The following is a 21,820-nucleotide window of genomic DNA, read 5'->3' as shown; positions in this document are numbered from 1 at the left end:
TGTTCTTCCGTGAACCGTGAACGCTTCATGCCGTCCGTCTCCGTGTCGTGACAGACTCTACCAGAATCTGGAGGAAGTTCAGGGGCTCAGGTCACTCCGGCTAAAAAATCGTTCTCCAGCGTCAGTTCGCCAATCTTGGCATGAAGGGTTTTGATATCGACGGTTGGTTCAACCGGTTCCGCCTTCGTTTCATCGCCCAAAACGCTCGTCGCCCCCTCAAGGAGCTGATCCTTCCATTGCGTGATCTGGTTGGCGTGCACGTCGAACTACTGGGACAATTCCACCAGCGTCTGCTCACCTCGGATGACGGCCAGCGCCACCTTCGCCTTGAAAGCCGGGCTATGGTTCCAGCGCGGTCGTCTCGTCAGGGTATCTCCTGTTAACGGCATCTAAGTCGAAGTCAGATAGAAATTCCACTTATCCCCGTTGTGCAGTTTTCCCGAGCCACTTCTGTCAATGCCGCTACGGGCGGGCTTACTGGCTTTGAAACGGCGATCGGAACGGGTTCATTGACACCGACCACCGTGCCATAGGCGACTGGGCAGACAGTTGCGGCCATTTCCGGCCGCACTCATAGCTCGGGCATCAGACCCAGACGGACTATGCTGGGATCATCACCGTAAACGGCTTCAATCGCAACTGGATGAAAGCTAATTGACGGGGTCAAACTTAAGTTTTGCCTTCATTAAAAAGGTGTTCAATGCGCCAACTGCATAGTTGGGCGGCTGCGGATTCATGATGCTTAACGAGATCTCCTCCAAGGAGTTGGCTGCAGCGCTGTATATAGACATGTAACCAACCGGAATAAGCCGATGACAAACGTTCGGCTACGGGTTCGTATTGATCCAGGCCAGCTGCTACCAGCAAAAGCGGAGGGAATTCTTGTGGATTGAAGTCTGGGCCGCGTAGCCTTTGCGCTACGAGCTGGCCTCCTGCCTCAGGTGTTCTAAACAGCACAATAACGCGGCCATCTCCGGCGGGCACGACCACAGGTCGACTGACAGGTGTCGGTAAGGTGCCCGTGCCCTCAAGTGCAGAACTATGGCTGAAATTGGTGAGGGTTACCATCCGCCAAACTCTATCTTTTCCAAGCCAGCAAAAACGAACCTGAGCTGACTGTCCAATTTTTTTCCATAAAGTTGCAAAACAAGGGGTTTGACCATCAATGGCGCAAGCGCCACTTTGATTCATGAGTTCTGCCCCCCAAGGAACGGCAATTATCCGTTCCGTGTTGGTTGGCGAAACAGGAACCGAGAGAGCAATTTCATTGCTCGTGTACGCTGACGAGAGATCGCTCGTGAATTCAACATAATCCATTCCTATGTTCATTGGGTTGATGTGACCATGTGAAACAGCTGTTGAACGCCAGCAATAGGCTATCCCGAAACGATCATTAGAAAGGGGGATTGGCTGATTCGGATATGGGCCTGAGGGCCAGATACCAGTTGTCATACCACTGAGTAGGCCCCGGGGAGGCTGCCATGTTTCGTTACGGGGATCCCAAGTCGTCACCCGCCAGTGGCTGCGATCTGGCACGCCCAGCCTATAGAGCAGCAAAAGGGAGCCACTTTCTGAAAGGCGAAGAAGCGAGGGGTACGAAGCCTCGTTCATCTCTTCCGATAGTTGGCCTGTTCTGTCCGTCAGCCCAGCTATTCCTGCACCGGGATCGGACACCAACCAGACCGGGCGGCTTCTGTGAGCCGAGGCCATGATCATTATTCGACCAGCACTATCACATTGAATGACCGGTGAATCATGAGCATCGATAGGGAGGCGTCCAATATCAAAGTGGGCCACTTTCGCTTGCGAAAGGTCGTCTGAAATGGAATAGGCAGACAATCTTCCTTTGAAGTCGAAGAACGTCCCCACGATTCCTGGCTCGCCGCAATTTGTCCCTGTTCGTACGATCGGCTCCACGGCATAGGGCTTGCAATTCACAGATGAACCCGCCCATGCCAATCCCAAGTCCGCGACGCGGTCTGCGGCAACAGTTTTCATACGAATTACCCTTTTTCGGCTTGATCCAGAAGCTGGACTATCAACCTTTCATATATTTCGGCGTTGTCGCTTTTACGGTGGTTTGTCTTTGACTTCCGCGGGGCGGAAATCTGTTCAATGACTTTGTTGATAAAGTCATCGTTGTCCGTAGCGATAGTGATTAATTCAGAACCATCAATGCCTGGCATATTCGTCGTTACAACGGGGAGGTAAAGTGACTCATACATTTCAACCTTCAGGGGGTCCATATAAGCTGAAACGTCATCGAGTCGGTGAGGTACAATCGCAATGTCCATTTTGCTAAGAAGCTCAAGAGTGGCGCGTTCCGACTTGGGGCCGTGATAGATAATGTTCGGTAATTTCAGCGCACGCATTACGACTTCATCGTCCGCGCGGAGCACGCCTATCAAGTGGATCTTCACATCCGGTATTTTCTCAGCCAGTAATATGAGTAAATCGAAATCAAATCGGTCACGCATATTTCCAGAATAGGCTATTTGTCGTGTTCTCGACAAACGGTCGTTTGGGGAGGGGGCGCCCTGAAATCCGCCTGGAGGTTGATACCAGTTTGGAATAATATGCACTGACGAGCCTTTTGGCAGAAATTCTCTTTTCTCAAAATATTTACAGTTCTCGGCCGAGTTGAATACGATCGCATGGCTTGATTGCGTCAACATAAGGTATTGATGCGAATTTTTAGATTTTGTTATTGTTTCAGACCAGGAAATCTGATTATCGACAATGTCGACAACGCGTTTATATGCTTTCAACGCGGGAATTATTCGTTCAATTTCCGGTAATATTGGAAATATTATTACTGCCGTGTTGTGTGGTAAGATGTTATTTGCTATTAATGTGGTTGTGAAATTTTCCTGTATTTCATCTATATTATTCCATATGACTTGTAGGGATTTGATTCCGTCAATATCGGTTCGCCCCGTCTCTTTCAGTTCAGATAGAGCAAATATTTGATGTGAATCATTATCAAACGCATTCGCGCCGTTCCCATAATGTTTCTGATCTGCTCTATGAAGTAACTCTAACACCACCACATCGTGATCAGGGTGTCTGCGTTTATGACTTCGAGCGATTTGGTCGATTCGTCTTCCGTAGAGGCCGGCGTCGTGCTGTTTCCATATGAGCAGCAGAGTCTTCCGTAGGGAGCGGTTACCCATCCCATCAGAGAATAGCTCAGGAAGTAGAGTCCGTAAGCCGGCTGCACTGCTGTGCTTCTCCGCCTCACTTTCTGCTTTGGCAAAGTTGGAATAAGCTCCATCAAGGGTAAAGGGGGCCGGCAGGGAAATTTTGCCCGTGAAAGCGATTGTGTCTATCAATCGCTGTTCGAAGTTTTCCGTATTGAAAAGGAAGACACCATTGATGGAAGCAAGGTCGTGGGTGCTCGGACCGTCGGGCACGAGCACTGGCCGTTTGACTGCAAGGGCATCGCCAATCTTAGAGCTGATTTGGAAGCGATTTATTTCCTGATCCTCAACTTCATCGCTTGGAAAGCCAGTAAGAACCACATCGAATGTAGCCAGCTCGGCGTTGAGGTGACGCATCGGGATGTTTGACCTAACCGTTACGCCAAGTTCGCATAATTGTGTCGCTAGCTGTTCCGGTTTGACGTCTCCGTATACGTGAAGCTCGATAGGTTGACCGGATGAGTGGCGAACGCGAGTAATGGCTTGAGCCGCTTGCAATAGCCGTTTGTGCGGCCGGACCGTTCCGATGAAACCAACTTTTATTGGTGCGTCCGGGGGAGCCGGAATACGTTCTCTTGCTTCCGCAACCGAGTTACGGGCATGGCGTACGATATCTCCACCGAAAGATTCTTGCAGAGATAGCGAAGCCACGGTTCGTGCGGGTACTGCCTCGATCAATTCGCGAACCAAATTGATGGTTAATTTTCCGTAGAAAGTGGTATTTGTTGTTGAACTGAGGCTGAATTCTTCCTCGTTGTCGTCGAAATCCAAAATCACGCGTGCTTCAGGGGTGGCCACAAGTGCTGCTAACTGAAAGCTGGGAAGACGAGGCTTGCAGATCCAGACAGTGTTGAACTGAATACCGGCTGAACGGATAGCCGCTTCATATAGGTGTCGGCGCTCCCAAGGAATTGTTAGAAGCACGCAGTCTTCATTCAGAATCGGCGGCCAGATAGTGCCCCCGAATTCTTTAAAGAGGTAACTTATGATGACAGTGGGGCGTTTGCGATTGGCCACGTCGTAAAGCACCTTTGCCCGCCCTATCGGGTTGTGTGCGCCATCCCAGCAGGTTACTGCGACGGAGTCGTGTTGTCGTGAGATCAGTGTCGCGTGATATAGTTGGGTTAAAAAGCCAGTTTCTATCACTGGGGTTGATTGGGTGACATGGTCGAGCCTTTGGAAGGTCTCGCCAGCGAAACCAAAAAGTTCCACATTCGTGTCTGCGCGCGCGCCAGTGATCTTTGCGCGATGCACCTCCTGCTCCGTTGGTGCATCAATTGGTATTTTAACACCAGAAAGGGTGTCTTCAGCCGGGAAACCGTTTACCAGCAGCAGGCTAGGAGATTCCAGCCACGGCCGACTTAATGCAACTGGTATTTGATTACCTTTCAACTCTCCTATTCGTCCACCATCACTGTCTGTCAGAGCCGCGTATGAAACGCCTTCCAATTCTAAGTTCAGATCAAAAAGATTCCCTGTAGAAAACTCGAAGCTTCTTCCGGTGCCAAAAACCTGCACTGAAAGTTTTCCCTCTTTGTCTAGGAGTGGGCGTTCGTTAGCCAAATTAATCGTGAAGGCATGGCATCCATCGCCAATTCCTGCCTGCATGAGATCATCACGATACCGATCCGCCAGTGCCACCTTTTGGGTGCCGTCTTCTAAACTCGTGATGACGACCATGGCCGCTTCCGGGGTGTTTCTATTCCACACCCAGCCTGTGATGCTCTGAGAATCCACCGCGTCAATATGACCTTGGATATCGGGCGTTTGATCAAGCTTTTCAGGCGCTTTTATGTGCTCGGCCCTGCCGGTGGACAGAGTGCTTTCTGCATGTGTATTGAAGATTGTTCCTGCGGAAAACTCGAGGCTGCTTTCGGTGCCCAAAACCTGCACTGAAAGTATTCCATTTTCGTCTACGTGCGGGCGCTTGCCAGCTAAACTAATCGTGAAGGCATGGCATCCATCGCCAATTCCTGCCCGCATGAGATCATCACGATACTGATCCGCCAGTGCCACCCTTTGGCTGCCATCTTCCAAAGTACTAATGACGACCATGGGGGTTTCGGGTGCGTTTTTATTCCAGACCCAGCCTGTGATGCCTTGCAGGTCTGCTGCGTCGATATTGCCTTGGATGTCGGGTGACTTGCCTATCAGTTTAAGTGTTTTTCTCAACCAGTTTCCTGTGCGTGTTGCATCCATCTATCGGTTTTCCTCAGTCCCTATATTTTTATCGCAGACTGGCTCTATCTTTTCGCAGAGGCGCGGTTTGCAATAATTGTGCGGCTCGTGGTGGAGCCTGACCCGAAATTAACTGGACGCCGTTGTTAGGCTTTGCGCCGATCTCTTTGGTACGGCGGTGGTACCAGTCTTGGCACTATAACGGGCTGTGACTCTGATTCTCAATCATGCCTTGGAGGCTGGGCACGGAAAGCTACGGCTGCAAGGCATTGCCAAGCGCTGGAGTCATCGCATTGCATGTTATCGACATCCACAGGCGTTTGCCTGTTACAATCCCCTCAAATCTTTAAGCAGGAAAAAGCAATTACCCTGCGTCGCTCGACGTCAATATGATCATCGGTATTCACAAATGTTCGAAACCCTATTTCCTCCAGAATATCAATAATATCCCTTCCGTAGTCCACATAAACTAGCGACTTTCCGCCACGCCCGTCACCATGAAAGTACGGTTCCAAAATGTGCACATCTTCCGGTCCAGACGTGTCCACCCTATAAACGGTCTCTTTATCCATTGGCAGCAAGGCAGGGATCGAAAAAATATGCATGCCGCCTCGCTTTAGTACTCGCGCAACCTCGCGAAATGCGACCCAGGGGCGACGGATATGCTCAAAAATATCGCTGGAGATGACAAGATCGAACGATTCATCAGCAAAACTAAGGTTCATGAGGTCCTCGTGCCGAACGCCGTTCATCTTCTGCCCAGAAATACCGCCGTCCCAATAGAAAGAATTCTGATATCCCGGTAGAGCGTTAAAAACGCTTCTATACGCGCCGGAAACACCAGGTTCATAAATCGCTAAATCAGAAAAAACGGGGCATCGCGCTAACTCTGCCAAACCGCGCATCTGAGCCTTGCCATATGCTGCCAGTATTGCTGATGCCACAACACGTTCCCTCATAGACGCTCTACATTTTTCACATTGGTAGGTTTCGCGTATTGGCTTGGCCATGTCTCGGAAACTGACTTCATTGCAGCAAACCGTACACCATCCAATATAAGTCTCAGGCCTTTGATTTTCTGACAATTCTCGCTCCTCCACTAACCTAAATAATTTTGAATTATACGTTATAAATACAAATTAGAATATGATTGATGTAATAATAATATTTTTATTGGATCTGGTCATACCTTGGTTTTTATCGGCAGTATTACCAGGCCTTAAAAGGCCTTCTTGGGAAATTCGGCGGCTTGATTGTTATTATCGCTAATCGGCTTTGGAGACATGGTGCGGGTGCAGTTGGGGGGGGCGTCCATTCACCGCGCTGGCGCAGAGCTTGCAACCTGCCTGTGCGCGACCTTCATTCGAAGCAGTCGTAGTCAATGTCTGCTTTTGGAAATCGGGATCACGATTTTGAAGACCGGCAGTAGGTCAGTTTGTCTGCTTGGGTTTGTGCTTTCTTGGTTAAAATCTGTGAGAGCAGTGTGGGTGCAAGCCGTGAGCGTTCCTTGTGTGTTCTTGGTGATTTCGCTCCAAAAGGCCTTATTTTGCCTATTAAGGGCATAGCTATTTCCGGTTTGGGACCAGAGGGTCGGGAGTTCGAATCTCTCCACTCCGACCATTCAGCCAAATGTAATCACCCTGTATATTGCTGTCGATGACCCGCCTTGCGCGTGCCGTGGGGCAGATTGGACGTGGTGAAGGGCATTTTTCGCGGGCTTGAGGGGCGTCCGTTCGGTCTTTTCGGTTTTTCCGGTGGAACCGGATTGGGGAAAATGCAGTTATGCTCACTCGTGTCTGAGCAGGATCGATATCCAACGCATGAAATACATTGTCCTTGCCGTGGCCGCCGTGATGATCGTGGTTGTTATGTTTGCGGCATATCTCGGCATTTCGCCGTCATCCCTGTTGAACGCAACACAGGCCACGTTTTCCAAAAACGACGGTTTGACGAGCAGGCAATATTTCCTGCGGGGTGTCGAGATCTTGGACGGCGACCATCCCGTACTGGTGTTGCATGAGCCTGCAGCAGGCGGCGAATTGCGGGCTGTCGATGACCCTGACCTGTTGCGGGCGCTGGCAGAGGACAGCTATTTTTCCGTCAATCCTGACCCGGTCCGCGCGCCTTTCGGGTTTTCACATGTGGCCAATGGCTATTTCATCTCCCTGTTCAGGGATGACCGGCCGGTCGAGCGCTGGACCTGCGAAGCCCGATATTGCTCGACATCGGATACGCCGGGCGTTGCCTCGCAACAATCGTCGCTGCAACCGCTTCTGGATGCCTCGCGTCCGGTAACCCGGATTTTCGAGGTTCTTCACAGCCGTGAAGACCAACTGCGCGCAGCTGATGCAGCGCTTGACGATCCGAATGTGATTGCCACGTCGATCGAGGCCCGCAACCCCTATCTCGGGGCGTCCGATTTCGGTGGATCGTTTCAGCTGCAGCTTCCAACCCTGTTTGTGTCTCGTGACAAGCCCGCGCCGGATCGGTTGCAGATCGCGGAGGCGGATGTGTCCAGAATGGTTCAACAACTGTCTGCGGTTCTTGATGCCAGCGGTCTTGCCTGGGAAATCGATGGCGAACCGGCTTTGAACGCAAGCCAGGGCATGCTTCTGCGGCATCCGGCGGAACATGATCGGTCCGGTGCTCCGATTATCGGCAGTGACGGCGAGCGGATGGTGATGGAAGCCTACGAAATCTTCTCGCCTACAGTGCTGATCGCCGGCCCGGAGGCGATGTACGAGATGCTGGCCGCCGGCCACGCCGACCACATCCGGACGGCACACGGAATGACGGCGGATGTCCGCAACACCATCGACAACGCGGTCAGTCAGGCCACCGGCAAGGACTGCTACGGCTGCTGGGAGATGGCGCTTCAGCATGACATTGTTGAAGTTCCTGCCGTTGCGCACTTTTCAGAACCGTTCTATCCGCTCTCTTATCTGCGAATGCAGGAAGAGGATTGACTGATGTTTTCAAGGTATTGAAAATATGGAATTTAATTTATTTTTATGCACCTCTTTTTTCTCGTTTCAAGCCGCCATTGTCAGTCCCGCAAACGTCAGATGCGATTGAAAAAAAGCATTTTCGGCGATCAGACAGATCATGAAATCAGACCTTCCCGATTGCGTATCGCTGTCTGAAAAACTAATCGGGGGACATAAAAATTAGAAAATCAGCATAGGTAAAAGGAAGCGCTTTATGGATGATACGAAAAAGGGTTCGCGCAAATCAGGGCGGGTTCTGCTCTGGTCAGTGGCTGCAATAGCGGTGATCGCTGCGGCAGGCGTTGTCGGCGGCAAGGTCATGCTGGAAAAAACGGTGACGACCAGTCTGGAAAACGGCGGCGCCCAGGCCGATTCGGTCAAGGTCGATTTCATGGGCCGCGTGCATATGCGTGACGTCTCCGTTCCGCTGGAAAACGGCAGCACCGTCCATATCGCATCGCTCGAAGCGCGGCCGGAATTCCTGTTTCTGTCAGGCATGATTGATGCAAGCGACATCACCTTGGATACGGACCGGACCCATATCGAGATTCCCGGCCTGAAGGTTGAAAATGCCGGTCTGAACCGTGCTTTTCTGGCCGCAGCCACCGGCGAGAACGATCTGACGCCGGCGGAACGTCTTCAACACCTGTCGGCCGGGCGCATCGTGGTTTCGAATGTCGAGGCCGTTGAGACCCTTGCGGGTTCTGAGCAGAAAACCACCTACACCGATGTCGTGCTGAACGACGTGGTCGACGGAATTGTGGGGAACTATTCCGTAAGCGGTGTGGAAACGCAGATGACGCTGGCCCTGCAGGATGCAGAAGACGGCCAGGATGCGTCGGGCGCTGCAACCGTTTCGCTTGAGAATATCGAAGGGCAGGACATTGATGGGCCTTTCCTGTTGCGGGTCTATACCGAAGCAAAGCCGGAGGGGGAAGAAAACGCGCCGCATCAGGTCTACGGGCCGATGTCTGCCAAAAATTTCGTCATGGAAACGGACAAGGCCCGCGTCAGCTATGACGAACTGCGCAGTGACGGTTTCTCGATGCGTCTGGCGGATCAGCCTGTCATCGACACGATCACGGCGTTGCAGGACGCACCGGCCGCGGGTGTTCTGCCGGAGGAGGAAAAGCAGCGTCTCGGTCTTCAGGTTCTGTCGCTTGCCGATGTTGTCGCGAAGGGTGATATCCAGATTTCGGGTATCGGTTTGACCACGGACGAAGAGCCGGACATGACGTTTGCGATCGATGGTCTGGCTGTCTCGCTGAACGATATGGTGGTCGATCTCTCGCTTGACGGGCTGGCGGTTCATGCCGGTGAGGATTCGGTCACGCTGAAACAGGCTTCGTGGACGGACCTTTCGCTGAAACCGACCTTTGACGGAATCAGAGAGTTCGTGGAAGCCGGCGAGGAGAATGCGCTTCCGGAAACAGCATTCCTGCCGGATTTCGGGACTTTCCGGATGACGGATTATGTGATCGACGTTAAGCCGATTGAAGGCGATGAGGTCGGTTTCGATGTTGATGAACCCATCAACATCGCCATGAAGGACTTCACGCTGGCGCTGAAGGCACCGTTCAACAATATTCCCACCGATATTCATATGTCTCTGGAGGATTTGACGTACGGGCTGGCCGACAACGCCGACGATCCGGTTTTCGAGACGATCAGGCAGCTGGGCTATGAAACCGTGACTGTCTCGGAAAATGTCCAGATCCGCTGGGACAGGGAAAACGAGCAGCTTGTCGTTGAAGATATCACCCTCAGCGGCCAGGACATGGGAAGCGTTTCGCTTTCGGGCCTCATTGGCGGCTTCAACGAGGCGTTCTTCTCCGGTGACATGATGGCCGTTCAGTCTGCTGCCTTGGGCTTGTCGGCCCATGAGGTGGCGCTGAAGGTCAAAAACGATGGTCTCTTTGCCAGGGGCCTGAAGTTTTATGCCGAGCAGAACGATATGAGCGAAGCCCAGGCCAAGCTGGCGATTTCCATGCTGCCGTCGATTGCGACGCAGACCTTTGGGGGCGATGATCCGGCTATTCAGACTGTTGTGGATGCACTCTCGGCCTTTGTCGCCGATCCGAACACCCTTGAGATTGCCATCACCGCAAAGCCTGAGCAGGGGATCGGCATGCCGGCCTTCATGGAAGCCTCAATGGACCCGACCAGCCTGCTGAAGCAGGTCGATATCACGGCAACGGCCGAATAGGTTCGGCACGGTTGGCCGGTCCGGCCTTCCTCTTTCTCAATTCCGGTGGCGGTGTTTCGGTCGCCACCGGTGCAGTTGCGCCCACGCTTTTCGGCGCGATGGCCGGCGCATTGTTGCACATTCAGCAGCAATCTGCCCTTATGGTAAGGCGCCGGTTTCTAAAAGGCGGCAGCCGATAAATGTCTTGCTTCTGTTTGAAGCCGCCACAGGTCCATGCTAAGGGCGAACGACTGAACGCCGGAGTAGATTCTGATGCAGCCAGAAAGCCGACTAATGTCAGTGATTTATGCGGCTTTCCTGATGGTCGTGTTCAGCGCCGGTCTTGCACGCGCAGAAGAGCCGGGAAAGTTGCTCGTTCCGCCGCGTGATCTGTCCGGCGAAACCTATCTCGACGCAGTCAATGGCATTGGATTGCAAACGGATATCGACTATCGATCCGCCGTTTCCAAGGCCGATGATCCCGAGCCAATCAGCAATTTCGACGGTTTTTTCAATCCGGGCGAAACCACGGGCTGGGTGATTCTGGCGCTGATGGGGATCGCCATTGCCATTATCGTCTACCGGTCACGCTATGCGCTGGCGGAACTGGGCGGGCCGCGGCGCGGAAAGGCCTTTCCGCAGCAATCGGTGCCGGACCGGCCGGAGCCGGCGGCGATCGATCACAGTCTCGTGGAGCGTTTGCGGGCTGAACCCGACCCGCGCGAAGGGCTGCGCATTGTGCTCCAGCGGTTTCTGGCGCTGGCGGCGCAGGAAAACAGCGTTACGGTCAAGCGCAGTCTGACAACCCGCGAGATCATGCAGCGGCTGCCCGGCGGGTTTTCGCACCGGCATGCGCTTGAAACGCTGGCATCCGAGGTGGAACATGTCGTCTTTGGCGGGCAGACGATCGACAACGAGCGTTATCAGTATTGCCTGGACCTTGCCGTGCCGTTTCTGCGGAGGACCGAGGCATGAGTGAAAAGACGCCGGTGAAGGCGCAAGAAAGCTCTTCATTCCCGCTCGTCATTCTCGCCGCCGTTGTGGTCGCGGCGATGGTGCTGATATTCTTTTCCGGTTCCAGCCGCATCGATCGCAGCGCCATCGGCACGGACGGCCTTGCGCTCTGGCTTAAGCGCGAAGGCATTGCGGTAGAACCGTCCGCGCCGGAAGAAGTGCGCGGCGAAAAAACGCCGATACTCCGGCTTCTGCCCCTCTATGATACCGATCTGACCGTCGGCCGCGGCGAGACCAAGGAGCTAGAAGCCGGAAGCCCGGCTGCAACGCTGCGCAACCTGTCTCTGGAAACCTTCAGGGCGAAAATCGGAAATGCCGACACGCTGGTGGTGCTGCCAAAATGGCGCAGCGACATGGTGACGAGCGGAACCGCGACCCCCGAGGTCCTGATCCCGACCGGGCAGCTGACGATCTTCGGGCTCTGGCGCGGCCCTTCGGTCCGCTCTGCCGGCGAGGATTTTGTGGTTTCTCCGATCATCGACAGCCGGACAGGCGAAGCGATGGACGGCGAGGCGGCGCTTTATGCGCCGCGGGTTCTCAGCGATGTCTTCGATGAAGCCTGCGCGCCGCTGCTGACACTCGGCGACAAGGGGACGCTGCTGGCGCGATGCGAGGATCTCTGGGGTGAGGGCGACAGTTTCTACATGCTGTCTGATCCGGACCTTCTCGACAATCACGGGCTTGCCAATGGTGACAATGCCCGGCTCGCGCCGGCGGTGATCGGCAAGCTTGCCGAAGGCCGTCCGGTCTATATCGACAACACCACCTATGCCAACATCACCGATACAAGCGGTCTCGATCCGCGCGAACGTTCGCTTGCGGACCTGGAGCGGTTTTTCGAATATCCGTTTTCGCTGCTGTGGATCAGTATTGTGGTAACGGCGGGCCTGGCGTTGTGGCGCGGCAGCCGCCGGTTCGGCTCTCCGGTCGGGGAAGCGGACACGGCCGACATGGCTTCGAAGACCCGCACCATTGCTGCCTCCGCCCGCTTGCTGCGGCTTTCGGGAGACCAGGACGACCTTGTCTTTGCCTATGTCGATGCCCGCATGGATACGCTCGACGCAGCGGTGCTCGGGCCATCGCGCCGGCCCATGACGGCGCCCGAAACCATGGCACAGATCATGACCCGCGTCCGGCGTCGTGTGCCGGAAACGGGTGAGCGCCTCGCGCAGACCTATGACGCCGTGGTGAAAACCGGCCTCGATTCGCATCAGCGCCTTGCCGCGCTGATCCCCTTTGAAAAAGCAGTTCAGGAGACCCTCGATGCATTTGGACATGCTTCGCGACCTTCGTGACCGGATAACCGGTGAAATTGAAAAAGCGGTTCAGGGGCAGGGCGAAATTGTCGAACTTCTGCTGATCTCGCTGTTTGCCCGCGGTCATTGCCTGCTGGAAGGACCGCCCGGAACGGCAAAGACGCTGCTGGCGCGCAGCCTTTCAGCCGCGCTTTCGCTCGATTTCAAGCGCATTCAGTTCACGCCGGATCTGATGCCGGGGGATGTGACCGGGTCGAATATTTTCGATTTCGACGCCCGCCGGTTCGAGCTGGTCAAGGGGCCGATCTTCACCGATATCCTGCTGACCGACGAGATCAACCGCGCGCCGCCGAAAACCCAGGCCGCGCTGTTGCAGGTCATGAGCGAGCGTCAGGCGACGATCGACGGCGTGGATCATCCTGTCGGCGATATCTTCTTCGTCATCGGAACACAGAACCCGATCGAGCAGCAGGGCACCTATCCGCTGCCCGAAGCGCAGCTCGACCGGTTCCTGTTCAAGCTGGTTATTGACCATCCCGATGAGGCGGCCGAATTCGAAATTCTCAAACGTCACGCCAATCAGGGGCTGGATGCCCATGTCCGTCAGGCCGCGATCACGCCGGTTGCCGGTCTCGACGAGATCAGGGCCGGGCAGGCGCTGATCGATGAAATCCGGCTGGATGAAACCATTCTGCGCTATGTGCTGGAACTGGCGCGGGCAACGCGGGAAGATGCCGATATCGCCTATGGCGTTTCAACCCGTGCGGCCGATGCGCTCTGCGGTGCGGTGCGCGCACGCGCAGCCCTTGACGGGCGCGACTATGCCATTCCCGATGACGTCAAGGGACTGTTCATTCCGGTCATGCGTCATCGTATCGTGCTGGGCCCGGCAGCCGAGATCGAGGGCCGTACCCCGCGTGCGGTGCTTGAGGCCATTCTCGACAGAACGGAAGCGCCGCGCTGATGCGTCCGTCGGTTCTGCTTCTGGCCCTGGCATGCGGCGTGGCGGCTCTGTCCGTCGCGGTTCTTGCGCTGCCCGCCATACCGGTCGATGTCATCACGGCTGCCTGGCTGGTTCTGGCCGCTGCCGTCATTATCGATCGTCTGCTGACGCCCGGAAGCCGGAAATACACCATGGAGATCGCCGGCCCGCGTGAGATCTTCATGGGGGAGGAAGGGACCGTCATTCTCCGGCTGAAGGGCCGGGAGGGCGCGCCGGCCCTGCCGCAGGTGACCGGACGGCTGCGGTGGCCGGAGGGACTGGCGGGACCCGGCGATTTTGTATTCGAGCCGGAAAGCGGCAACAGCGTCGTTGCCGAACTTCGCGTGCGTGCTGTCCAGCGCGGAAAATGGACGCTGTCGTCCGTCGCGACGCTGAGAAAGAGCCGGTTCGGCCTTGTCGATCTCATCGGCTATCATCCGCTCGATGCGGAAATCGCGACCGTTCCGAATATCCGCTCGATTGCCTCCGGCGAAGTCGACATGCAGCTTGCGGCCAGCGAGTTTGGGGCAAAGGCTGCCAGCGTGCATGGCGAGGGCTCGGAGTTTCACCAGTTGCGGGAGTTCGTCGCGGGAATGGATACCCGCACGATCGATTACAAACGCAGTGCGCGCCACGGCGCGCTGGTGGCGCGCCAGATGCAGGCAGAGCGGAATCATTCGATCGTGCTGGCGCTCGACAATGGCCATCTGATGCGCGAGCCGATCAATGGTCTCGCCAAGATCGACCATATGATCAATGCATCGCTGGCGCTGGGCTGGGCAGGAATTCAGGGCGGCGACCGGGTCGGGCTGTTTGCGTTTGATGCTCGCCCGCGCCTGTTCATTCCGCCCATGGATGGCCGCCGGGCTTTCGCACAATTGCGTTCGCATACGGCATCGCTGGAATACCGGCTGGTGGAAACCAACCATACGCTGGCGCTCAGCCATTTGCATCAGCGCCTGTCCCGGCGCAGTCTGGTCGTTGTCTTTTCCGACTTTGTCGACACGACAACAGCGGAGCTATTGGTGGAAAATGTGCAGGTCCTGAACCGGCATCATGTGGTCGTCTTCGTCACGCTGCGTGATCCGCTTCTGGAAACATATCACCGCAGATCGGCAACCAGCACCGACATGGTTGCCGAAACGGTGGCCGCAAGCGACCTGGAACGGGAGCGCCGCCGCGTGCTGGACCGGCTTTCCCGCCTCGGTGTCTTTGTCATCGAAACCACGCCGGGCGGGCTGCGGTCGGAACTTGTCTCCACCTATCTGTCAATCCGGTCACGGGAACTGATATGAGAACATCCGGCGAAACGATCCGCTCAAGCCGTTTTCGCAGCGAACGCGAAGGCGACTGGCTGCGGCTTCAGGCAATTGTTGAGCAAGCCGAACGCAGGGGATTGAAAAGTCTCGCTTTTAGTGATTCTCGCGATCTCGTGACGCTCTATCGGCAGGCGGTGAACGCGCTTTCCGTGGCGCGCGAGATTTCGCTTGATTCGGCGATTATCGCCTATCTGGAAAGCCTGAGCGCGCGGGCCTATCTCGTCGTCTACGCGCCGCGCGCCAGCCTGAGCGGCGTTGTTTCGCGTTTCTTTGCGACCGGTGCGCCGGGGGCGTTTCGGCGTTCGGGCATCGAATTCATCGCCGCTTATGCCCTGATGGCACTCGGTGCTGTCGCCGCCTTTCTGCTCACGCAGGCGGACCCGACATGGTTCTATGCCTTTGTGCCGGATGGCCTTGCGGCAGGACGGGGGCCGCAGGCCAGCGCCGATGCGTTGCGGCGGGTGATCTACGACAGCGAACCCGGTGCGCTCGATCAACTCGGCGCCTTCGCGACCTACCTGTTTTCGCACAACACCCGTATCGCCATCTTTGCCTTTGTCCTCGGCATCATGGCCTGCGTGCCGAGCGCTGTTCTGATTCTCTACAACGGCACCATGATTGGTGCGTTGGGTTCGATTTATGCGGACAAGGGCCTCGGCTACGATCTGTTCGCATGGCTTTCAATTCACGGCGTCACGGAGCTTTCGGCGATTGTCATCGCCACGGCGGGCGGTTTTCGGCTGGGCCGCGCCTTCCTGTTTCCCGGCGAGAAAACCCGCAAGGCCTCCCTTGCTTATGCCGCGCATGATGCGGTCAAACTGGCCGTTCTCGCCGCCATCATGCTTTTGGCTGCCGGCGTTCTGGAAGGTTTTGCGCGCCAGCTGGTGACGGCGCCGGCGTGGCGGATTGCCATTGGCTGGGGGATCGGGGCGCTCTGGTTCGTCTGGCTGATCGGGGCCGGGCGGCAGGGCAACAGGTCAACGGAGCTTAACCCGCGCGAAACCGGCGCACATGTTTCTGCCGGAGAGGGTGCACCATGACGAACGGAACCATTGCGCAACAAGCCAGACCTGCAAGGCAGAAAAAGGCCCGTCAGAAGCGGCGTGACCGTTCGCACGCCAGGACGCTGACGATCATTCCGCCCGAAGGCGTGCCATTCGGGCTCAGAATTGCCAGCCTGTATGCGCGGGCCGGGGCGCAGATCATCGATATCATCATCACCATTGTTGCCAGCGTGCTTGTGCTGCTGGCATTGGGGCTGACCGGCTCGGTCGGTTTTCAGGCCGCGCAGGCCATCGGGTCTTTGATCTTTCTTGTCATCGGTACGCCCTATTACATCATTGCCGAGCTGTTTTCGAACGGGCGCACGCCGGGCAAACGGCTGTTGGGCATCCGCGCCGTTGCCGTGGATGGAACCGGCCTTTCCGTTCATCGGATCGTCGTGCGAAATCTGATGAAGGAAATCGAGATTTTCACGCCGGTTCTGATTCTTCTTTCGGCATCGGCGGGAAACCTGCTTTTTCCGGTCATAGCACTTTTGTGGCTGATCATTGTCATGGCGATTCCCATGTTCACAGCCCAAAGCCAGCGGCTGGGTGATCTGATCGCAGGCACAGCGGTGATCACCAATCCTTCGTCCGCACTGTTGCCGGATCTGGCCAGTGCGCCGGCTTCCGAAACCGCCGCCGAACGTTTCGTGTTCACACCGGCACAAATGGATCTCTACGGTGCCTATGAGTTGCAGGTGCTGGAACAATTGCTGCGCGGTGCCAGAAACGAGGTGAACCGGCCCCGGCTTTCCGATGCCGCAAGACGGATTTGCCGCAAGATCGGCTATGAGGAAGCTGTGGCGCCGGATGAGGAAGAGGCGTTTCTGCAAGCCTTCTACGTCGCACAGCGCGGCTATCTGGAACAGAAGAGGCTGTTTGGTGATGCGCGCGCGGACAAGCATTACGGCAGTGCCGATTCTCATACAAGCTAGGCGGGCTTTTTCGTTGATTCCTATAGACTTTTTGTCACGATCAGGTCAGTAAGCGCAAAAATACATGTTTGAGGAAGATCAAGGAGCAGATCGATAATGACTTCAACAGACGCAACGACGGTTCAGCCCGCCTTTGGTGTTGGCGAGCGGATCGGTGAGACCTTCTCCGTTATGGGCCAACGGTTTTTCACATTCCTCCTGCTGGCGGCCATTCCCGGCATTGTGGTCCAGCTCGTATCCTATTTTATCGGCATGGGCGCCGGCAATCCGCTGGACCCCGATGTGGCTGCCAGCAATGCGATGGTCCAGTCTCCCGCTACTGCGATTATGGTGGTCGGCGTGGTGCCGATGATTGCCTATTCCATCATGACGGGCATGATGGTTCTGGCGGCGTATGACACCAAGGCCGGACGGCCGGTTCGTTTCAATGCCTATCTCGGTGAAACGGCGCGCCGCCTTCCGGCCCTGATTATCATCACGCTCATTGCGACCTTTGGCATTGCCGTCGGTTCGATGCTCTTTCTGGTTCCCGGCTTGTGGTTGTGCGGTGTGTGGGCGGTATGCGTCCCCGCCATCATGATTGAACGCGCCGGGTTCGGCGCCCTTTCGCGCAGCAGCCAGCTCACGAAAGGCTATCGCTGGCCGGTTGTGGGTTTCATCGTCGTGACCTACATCATCATCAGCGTCATCACCTTCCTCGTTGCGATGGTGGCTGCATTCCTGCCGATTCCGGCATTGTTCGTTGCGATTGTGCTGGGGCTGATCAACGGTATCACGACCGCACTGCTGTCGATCGCCGTCTCGGTGGCCTACGCCAGACTGCGCGATATCAAGGAAGGCGTCGGCTATGCCGATCTCGCCGAGGTTTTTGACTAAAAACCGAAGCTGATTGCGATTGAACAATTGCAAAAATGCGAGGCCGTCCTGTTGTCAGGGCGGCCTTTTTGTATCTGTCTGTTGAGGGTGCCGCCCAGGGGTAAACACGCGATGCGTGTTTTTAGAATTGACGTTAACGTATGATTTTAAAGGGGAAATCGCAACTTTGAGGCACTTGTCATGCCGATTTCGATGCTGCAAGACTGCGCGCAATTGAAGGAGAAAGCATGACCTATCGACGCCTGTGGCTGGCTCTCGCAGTGGCCGGCATGCCCGGCATGGCCTTAGCAGAGACCATCACTTTCAATCCTCCCGACGGCAGCGAGCGCACCTATCATCTGGAAATGTCGGTGCGGTTCGGCAATCCGGATGATCCGGGGTATTTCGATGACACCAACCATATCTCGGCGCTGACCCGCTTTGTCGCAAACGGACGCAATGCCGACGATCAGTTCATGATCGATATCTATCCGCTGTGGACTGTTTTCGACAGCGGTATGAGCACATTCAGCACGGCGCTGGGGGATATTCCCGATGATGCAACCGATCTGCTGCGCGAGGGGTTTACCGCGCTGGTGGATCTGGATGAAGGGCGGCTGGTCGACTTTTCGGCGCGCGGCGGCGGCGAGATGCCCGACCAGATGGTTGGCCAGATAACCGAACAGTTTGAACAGCCCGTGCCGCCTGTTGCCATCGAGGCCGAGGAAGGCTGGAGCACGACGGCCGATCTGGAACTGGTCCGCGATGTCGACGTGACGGTCACCAAAGTGACGCCGGATCAGGTCTTCGTCCGTTATAACGGGGCAGGGCCGTTCCGGAAACTGTCCGGCGTTTCGGTGCTGGACCGTGAAACCGGCTGGGTGGAACGCTCGGTCATGACCTATGAAACCCTGCTCGATATCGAAGACAAGGATGGTGACCATATCCGCCAGACCCTTGCCATGGCACCGGCCGATTACCCCAAGGGCGTTTATGCCGATTTTGCCCGTGACGAGCCGGAATGGTACCCCATGCCGGAAGGTCCGCTGCCGCCGCCGGAACCTGTGCCGGACGCAACGCAGATTTTCGCGCATCCTTTCGGAACGGCGGATAAAGCCGATGATGATGCCTTGAGCCTTACCCTTGGCCATACGGCCGCCATCGGCGACAATATCGGCCGGTTCGAGATCCATGATGTCAGGCTTTTTGAAGGCGAGCGGCCACTCGAAACCCGGGTGATCACGAGCGAACCGATAACCTTTCCGGGCTACGGCGATGATCCGTTCCAGACCTATATCAGGGCCCGCCCGACAGGGATTGGCGATGCCCGCGAAGATCTGGCCCGCGCCACGGAAGTGCGCGCCGACATCGACTGGTATCCGCCGGAATCATTCGTCCTGACGCTTCAGCCGGAAGAGGACGGCAATGCGCGTGTGAGCCGTGACGGCGTGACCGCAACGCTCAGCCCCGCAGACGAAGGCTATGAGCTGCTGCTTTCGGGCGGGCCGTCGGATTATTTCAACTGGTCCTTTCCCGAAGGCAGCGATGTGCAGGGCATGATCTATGCGGGCGATCGCGGTGCGGACTGGCTGACGCCGACCGAAAGTCAGGTGCGCCTTCTGGCGACCCCCGATCAGAATGCACTTCTCATTGCGCTGAAGGCCGATGAGATGCCGGATGAAATCAGGGTCCGGGTGAACCGGTTTGCCGATGAGCCGGCGATGACGCGACAGGTCGGCTTTCTGACCGAGCGCGGTGAACGGCTGAACCCGGACAGCGAGCCGAAAAAACAGTTGCTGTTTCGCGACGGTGAACCGGTCGCGCTGGAAGATATCGCCCCGGAAGGCTTGGAAAGCGCAGCACTGCGTTTTCGGCTGCCGATGTTGCAGGCCGAACATTGCGACGCGCAACTGGCGGAGCCGGCGCCGTTGGCCGGTCACGCGCTGACATTCGTGCAAAAGGCGCCCGATGGCAGCGGCTATCAGGGCACCCGTCTTCTGGAACTGCAGACCGAAGACGGTATCCGCACGCATTTTTATGATCACGGCACGGTTGAAGCGGTGCTGGAGTGCGATTCGACCCTGGTCTGGAAGGATGCCGGGATCACACCCGATTCCGAACGCCCCTGGCAGATCGAACCGGAAATGCTTGGTGTGGACCCATCGATGACCATCGCCGAATTCAACGATCATTTCCGCCTTGTCGACAAGAACGATGCAGCGCTGGCACTGGTTTCGCCGGACAGCGGCAGGCTGTGGATGGATGATACGATTGCCGATGCGCTTTTCGAGGGAGGTTATTTCCGTGCGGCAGGCAAGCCGGCGCGCATCCTGGAGGCTGTTGTCGAACCGGAGCCGGTCACCCGCCGCTTCACGGTTACCTTCCCGGAACTGCCCGCGCCAATTCCCGCGCCGGAAGAGCAGGAGGACGCTCAATGATCCGTTTACTCACAACAACCGCCCTGTCCCTTCTTTTGGCCGGCACGACGGCTCTTGCCGCGACAGTCGACCGGGACCTGAACCCCGATCCCGACGGTGCCTACACATATACGCCGCCTGAAGACGGCACATACGGCGTCTATACGATCGATGTCTACGATGACGACGGCAACCGGTACGCCCGCGTCTGGAATACCGAGCCGACGCTGGGCGAGGGCCACAGGGTCGATAAATATGAGCTCTATTATCCTGAAGGTCAGGTCCGCAAGCGCGTACCGCTCAACGCTGACGGCCAACCGCACGGCGATGCTCAGACATGGGACGAAGACGGTAATCTCATCGAGCAAAGCCACTATAGCGATGGCGAACTGGATGGCGATGTTCTGGAATACTGGCCATCCGGGGAAAAGCGGGCCGAGCGCCATTTCGACATGGGGCTGCCGACGGGCAGCGAACGTCGCTGGTCTCGCGAGGGCGCGCTTGTATCGCAGGTCGACTACAATGAATACGGCGAAATGGTGCGCAACGAAAAATGGAAGGACGGCAAGCAGATATGGCTGGAAGAGCCGGTCGAGATCGAGGGCTACGGCAAGGGCTGGAAGACCGTTGAGACCAACGGAAAGCTTGTCGATACCGAAATCAAGACCGACGGCTATCTTCTGATCACCCTCTATCGCGGCGACAAAATGCTGGACCGGCGCGAGCTTGTCGATGGCGAATACAAGGGGCTGTTTGTCTCGACAACGAAGATCGATCAGATCACCACGCGGGTTCACTTCGTCGATGGCGAGGAGGACGGTCTATATACCCGCGTGTGGCGGGGGAGTGAGATCGAACGCGGCCATTACGATCACGGCAAGCGCGTCGGCAAATGGAAGCGGATCGAAGGTTCCGTTCTGGTCGTGCATGAATTCTACGACGATGACGGCAAGCTTGATGGTGAGCAGCGCACCACCACCATGCACGGTAGTCTCAGAAAGGTGGAGAACTACGATCACGGCGTTCTGGACGGGCTTTATGCGGAATATCGCGATGACGAAGTCATTGTTGCCGGATATTACGAAAACGGCGAGAAGGAAGGCGGCTGGCGCGAAACGTCACCCTATACCACCCGTTTTCGGGAAGGCCATTATGAGAACGGCATCAGACAGGGACGCTGGAGCCTGCTTGACGAGAACGGCTACCGACTGGAAGTGACGACCTACAGCGACGGCGTCGAGGATGGTCCGCACTATATCTTTGCCGAAGACGGCGCGATTGAGGAAGTGCAGATGTGGCGCGATGGCGACCGCGACGGGTATACCACCTTCTACGATGAAACCGGCGCCTACGCCCATAACCTGTGGCGCAATGACTGGCTGGAAGAAACGGGAATTCCTGTAGAAACGGAATAAGCCGGAAAGAGCAAGGGCCCGCATTTTTCGA

14 protein-coding genes and 1 pseudogene are annotated in these 21,820 nt (G+C 56.3%); 11 read left to right on the top strand and 4 right to left on the bottom strand.

Annotated elements, in window-relative coordinates; all coding sequences use genetic code 11:
* Nucleotides 1-104: 104 nt before the first annotated feature.
* From ABID12_RS18690 to ABID12_RS18675, 4 genes and pseudogenes are all read right to left on the bottom strand, one after another.
* Nucleotides 105-389 (bottom strand): annotated as a pseudogene (locus ABID12_RS18690) (transposase); the annotation flags it as partial.
* 280 nt (nucleotides 390-669) lie between these two features.
* Nucleotides 670-1,998, bottom strand: coding sequence for a BNR-4 repeat-containing protein (locus tag ABID12_RS18685; RefSeq protein ID WP_354435610.1), 1,329 nt, complete (start codon nucleotides 1,996-1,998; stop codon nucleotides 670-672).
* Between the two features lie 5 nt (nucleotides 1,999-2,003).
* The gene (locus ABID12_RS18680) at nucleotides 2,004-5,399 is read right to left on the bottom strand and encodes a glycosyltransferase family protein (RefSeq protein ID WP_354435609.1); all 3,396 of its coding nucleotides are present in this window, start codon (nucleotides 5,397-5,399) and stop codon (nucleotides 2,004-2,006) included.
* A 317-nt stretch (nucleotides 5,400-5,716) separates the two neighbouring features.
* Nucleotides 5,717-6,322, bottom strand: a complete 606-nt coding sequence (locus tag ABID12_RS18675; RefSeq protein ID WP_354435608.1) for a class I SAM-dependent methyltransferase — start codon at nucleotides 6,320-6,322, stop codon at nucleotides 5,717-5,719.
* A gap of 876 nt (nucleotides 6,323-7,198) precedes the next feature.
* Here ABID12_RS18675 and ABID12_RS18670 point away from each other — a divergent pair.
* The 11 genes from ABID12_RS18670 (at nucleotide 7,199) to ABID12_RS18620 (ending at nucleotide 21,789) form a co-directional block, all read left to right on the top strand.
* Nucleotides 7,199-8,344 carry a hypothetical protein gene (locus ABID12_RS18670; RefSeq protein WP_354435607.1) on the top strand — a complete coding sequence of 382 codons (1,146 nt, stop codon included), beginning with the start codon at nucleotides 7,199-7,201 and terminating at the stop codon, nucleotides 8,342-8,344.
* Nucleotides 8,345-8,579: 235 nt separating this feature from the next.
* On the top strand, nucleotides 8,580-10,571 hold the full coding sequence (locus ABID12_RS18665; protein WP_354435606.1) for an aq_1923 C-terminal domain: 1,992 nt from the start codon (nucleotides 8,580-8,582) through the stop codon (nucleotides 10,569-10,571).
* Nucleotides 10,572-10,844: 273 nt separating this feature from the next.
* On the top strand, nucleotides 10,845-11,525 hold the full coding sequence (locus ABID12_RS18660; protein WP_354435605.1) for a DUF4129 domain-containing protein: 681 nt from the start codon (nucleotides 10,845-10,847) through the stop codon (nucleotides 11,523-11,525).
* Nucleotides 11,522-12,859 (top strand): hypothetical protein, encoded by a 1,338-nt coding sequence (locus ABID12_RS18655; protein ID WP_354435604.1) that lies wholly within the window; start codon nucleotides 11,522-11,524, stop codon nucleotides 12,857-12,859. Before ABID12_RS18660 ends, ABID12_RS18655 begins: the two co-directional genes overlap by 4 nt.
* Complete coding sequence (locus ABID12_RS18650; protein ID WP_319520324.1) at nucleotides 12,828-13,784, top strand: AAA family ATPase; 957 nt, start codon at nucleotides 12,828-12,830, stop codon at nucleotides 13,782-13,784. Before ABID12_RS18655 ends, ABID12_RS18650 begins: the two co-directional genes overlap by 32 nt.
* A complete protein-coding gene (locus ABID12_RS18645) occupies nucleotides 13,784-15,097 on the top strand; it encodes a DUF58 domain-containing protein (protein WP_354435603.1) in 1,314 nt (437 codons plus the stop codon). The genes ABID12_RS18650 and ABID12_RS18645 overlap by 1 nt, the downstream gene beginning before the upstream one ends.
* The gene (locus tag ABID12_RS18640; protein WP_354435602.1) at nucleotides 15,094-16,161 is read left to right on the top strand and encodes a stage II sporulation protein M; all 1,068 of its coding nucleotides are present in this window, start codon (nucleotides 15,094-15,096) and stop codon (nucleotides 16,159-16,161) included. Before ABID12_RS18645 ends, ABID12_RS18640 begins: the two co-directional genes overlap by 4 nt.
* Nucleotides 16,158-17,102, top strand: coding sequence for an RDD family protein (locus ABID12_RS18635; RefSeq protein WP_354435601.1), 945 nt, complete (start codon nucleotides 16,158-16,160; stop codon nucleotides 17,100-17,102). Before ABID12_RS18640 ends, ABID12_RS18635 begins: the two co-directional genes overlap by 4 nt.
* Nucleotides 17,103-17,198: 96 nt before the next feature.
* Nucleotides 17,199-17,978, top strand: coding sequence for a YciC family protein (locus ABID12_RS18630; RefSeq protein WP_354435600.1), 780 nt, complete (start codon nucleotides 17,199-17,201; stop codon nucleotides 17,976-17,978).
* 227 nt (nucleotides 17,979-18,205) lie between these two features.
* Complete coding sequence (locus tag ABID12_RS18625; protein ID WP_354435599.1) at nucleotides 18,206-20,395, top strand: hypothetical protein; 2,190 nt, start codon at nucleotides 18,206-18,208, stop codon at nucleotides 20,393-20,395.
* Nucleotides 20,392-21,789, top strand: a complete 1,398-nt coding sequence (locus tag ABID12_RS18620) for a toxin-antitoxin system YwqK family antitoxin (RefSeq protein WP_354435598.1) — start codon at nucleotides 20,392-20,394, stop codon at nucleotides 21,787-21,789. The genes ABID12_RS18625 and ABID12_RS18620 overlap by 4 nt, the downstream gene beginning before the upstream one ends.
* Nucleotides 21,790-21,820: the final 31 nt, after the last annotated feature.

The sequence above is a fragment of the Martelella mangrovi genome, from assembly GCF_040545495.1.
Lineage (GTDB): Bacteria > Pseudomonadota > Alphaproteobacteria > Rhizobiales > Rhizobiaceae > Martelella > Martelella mangrovi.
This window is presented reverse-complemented; position numbering and strand designations above follow the sequence as displayed.

Coding starts and splice junctions, on each gene's coding strand:
- ABID12_RS18685 (WP_354435610.1), bottom strand. CDS start 1,998: ATGAAAACTGTTGCCGCAGACCGCGTCGCGGACTTGGGATTGGCATGG.
- ABID12_RS18680 (WP_354435609.1), bottom strand. CDS start 5,399: ATGGATGCAACACGCACAGGAAACTGGTTGAGAAAAACACTTAAACTG.
- ABID12_RS18670 (WP_354435607.1), top strand. CDS start 7,199: ATGAAATACATTGTCCTTGCCGTGGCCGCCGTGATGATCGTGGTTGTT.
- ABID12_RS18665 (WP_354435606.1), top strand. CDS start 8,580: ATGGATGATACGAAAAAGGGTTCGCGCAAATCAGGGCGGGTTCTGCTC.
- ABID12_RS18660 (WP_354435605.1), top strand. CDS start 10,845: ATGTCAGTGATTTATGCGGCTTTCCTGATGGTCGTGTTCAGCGCCGGT.
- ABID12_RS18655 (WP_354435604.1), top strand. CDS start 11,522: ATGAGTGAAAAGACGCCGGTGAAGGCGCAAGAAAGCTCTTCATTCCCG.
- ABID12_RS18650 (WP_319520324.1), top strand. CDS start 12,828: ATGCATTTGGACATGCTTCGCGACCTTCGTGACCGGATAACCGGTGAA.
- ABID12_RS18645 (WP_354435603.1), top strand. CDS start 13,784: ATGCGTCCGTCGGTTCTGCTTCTGGCCCTGGCATGCGGCGTGGCGGCT.
- ABID12_RS18640 (WP_354435602.1), top strand. CDS start 15,094: ATGAGAACATCCGGCGAAACGATCCGCTCAAGCCGTTTTCGCAGCGAA.
- ABID12_RS18635 (WP_354435601.1), top strand. CDS start 16,158: ATGACGAACGGAACCATTGCGCAACAAGCCAGACCTGCAAGGCAGAAA.
- ABID12_RS18630 (WP_354435600.1), top strand. CDS start 17,199: ATGACTTCAACAGACGCAACGACGGTTCAGCCCGCCTTTGGTGTTGGC.
- ABID12_RS18625 (WP_354435599.1), top strand. CDS start 18,206: ATGACCTATCGACGCCTGTGGCTGGCTCTCGCAGTGGCCGGCATGCCC.
- ABID12_RS18620 (WP_354435598.1), top strand. CDS start 20,392: ATGATCCGTTTACTCACAACAACCGCCCTGTCCCTTCTTTTGGCCGGC.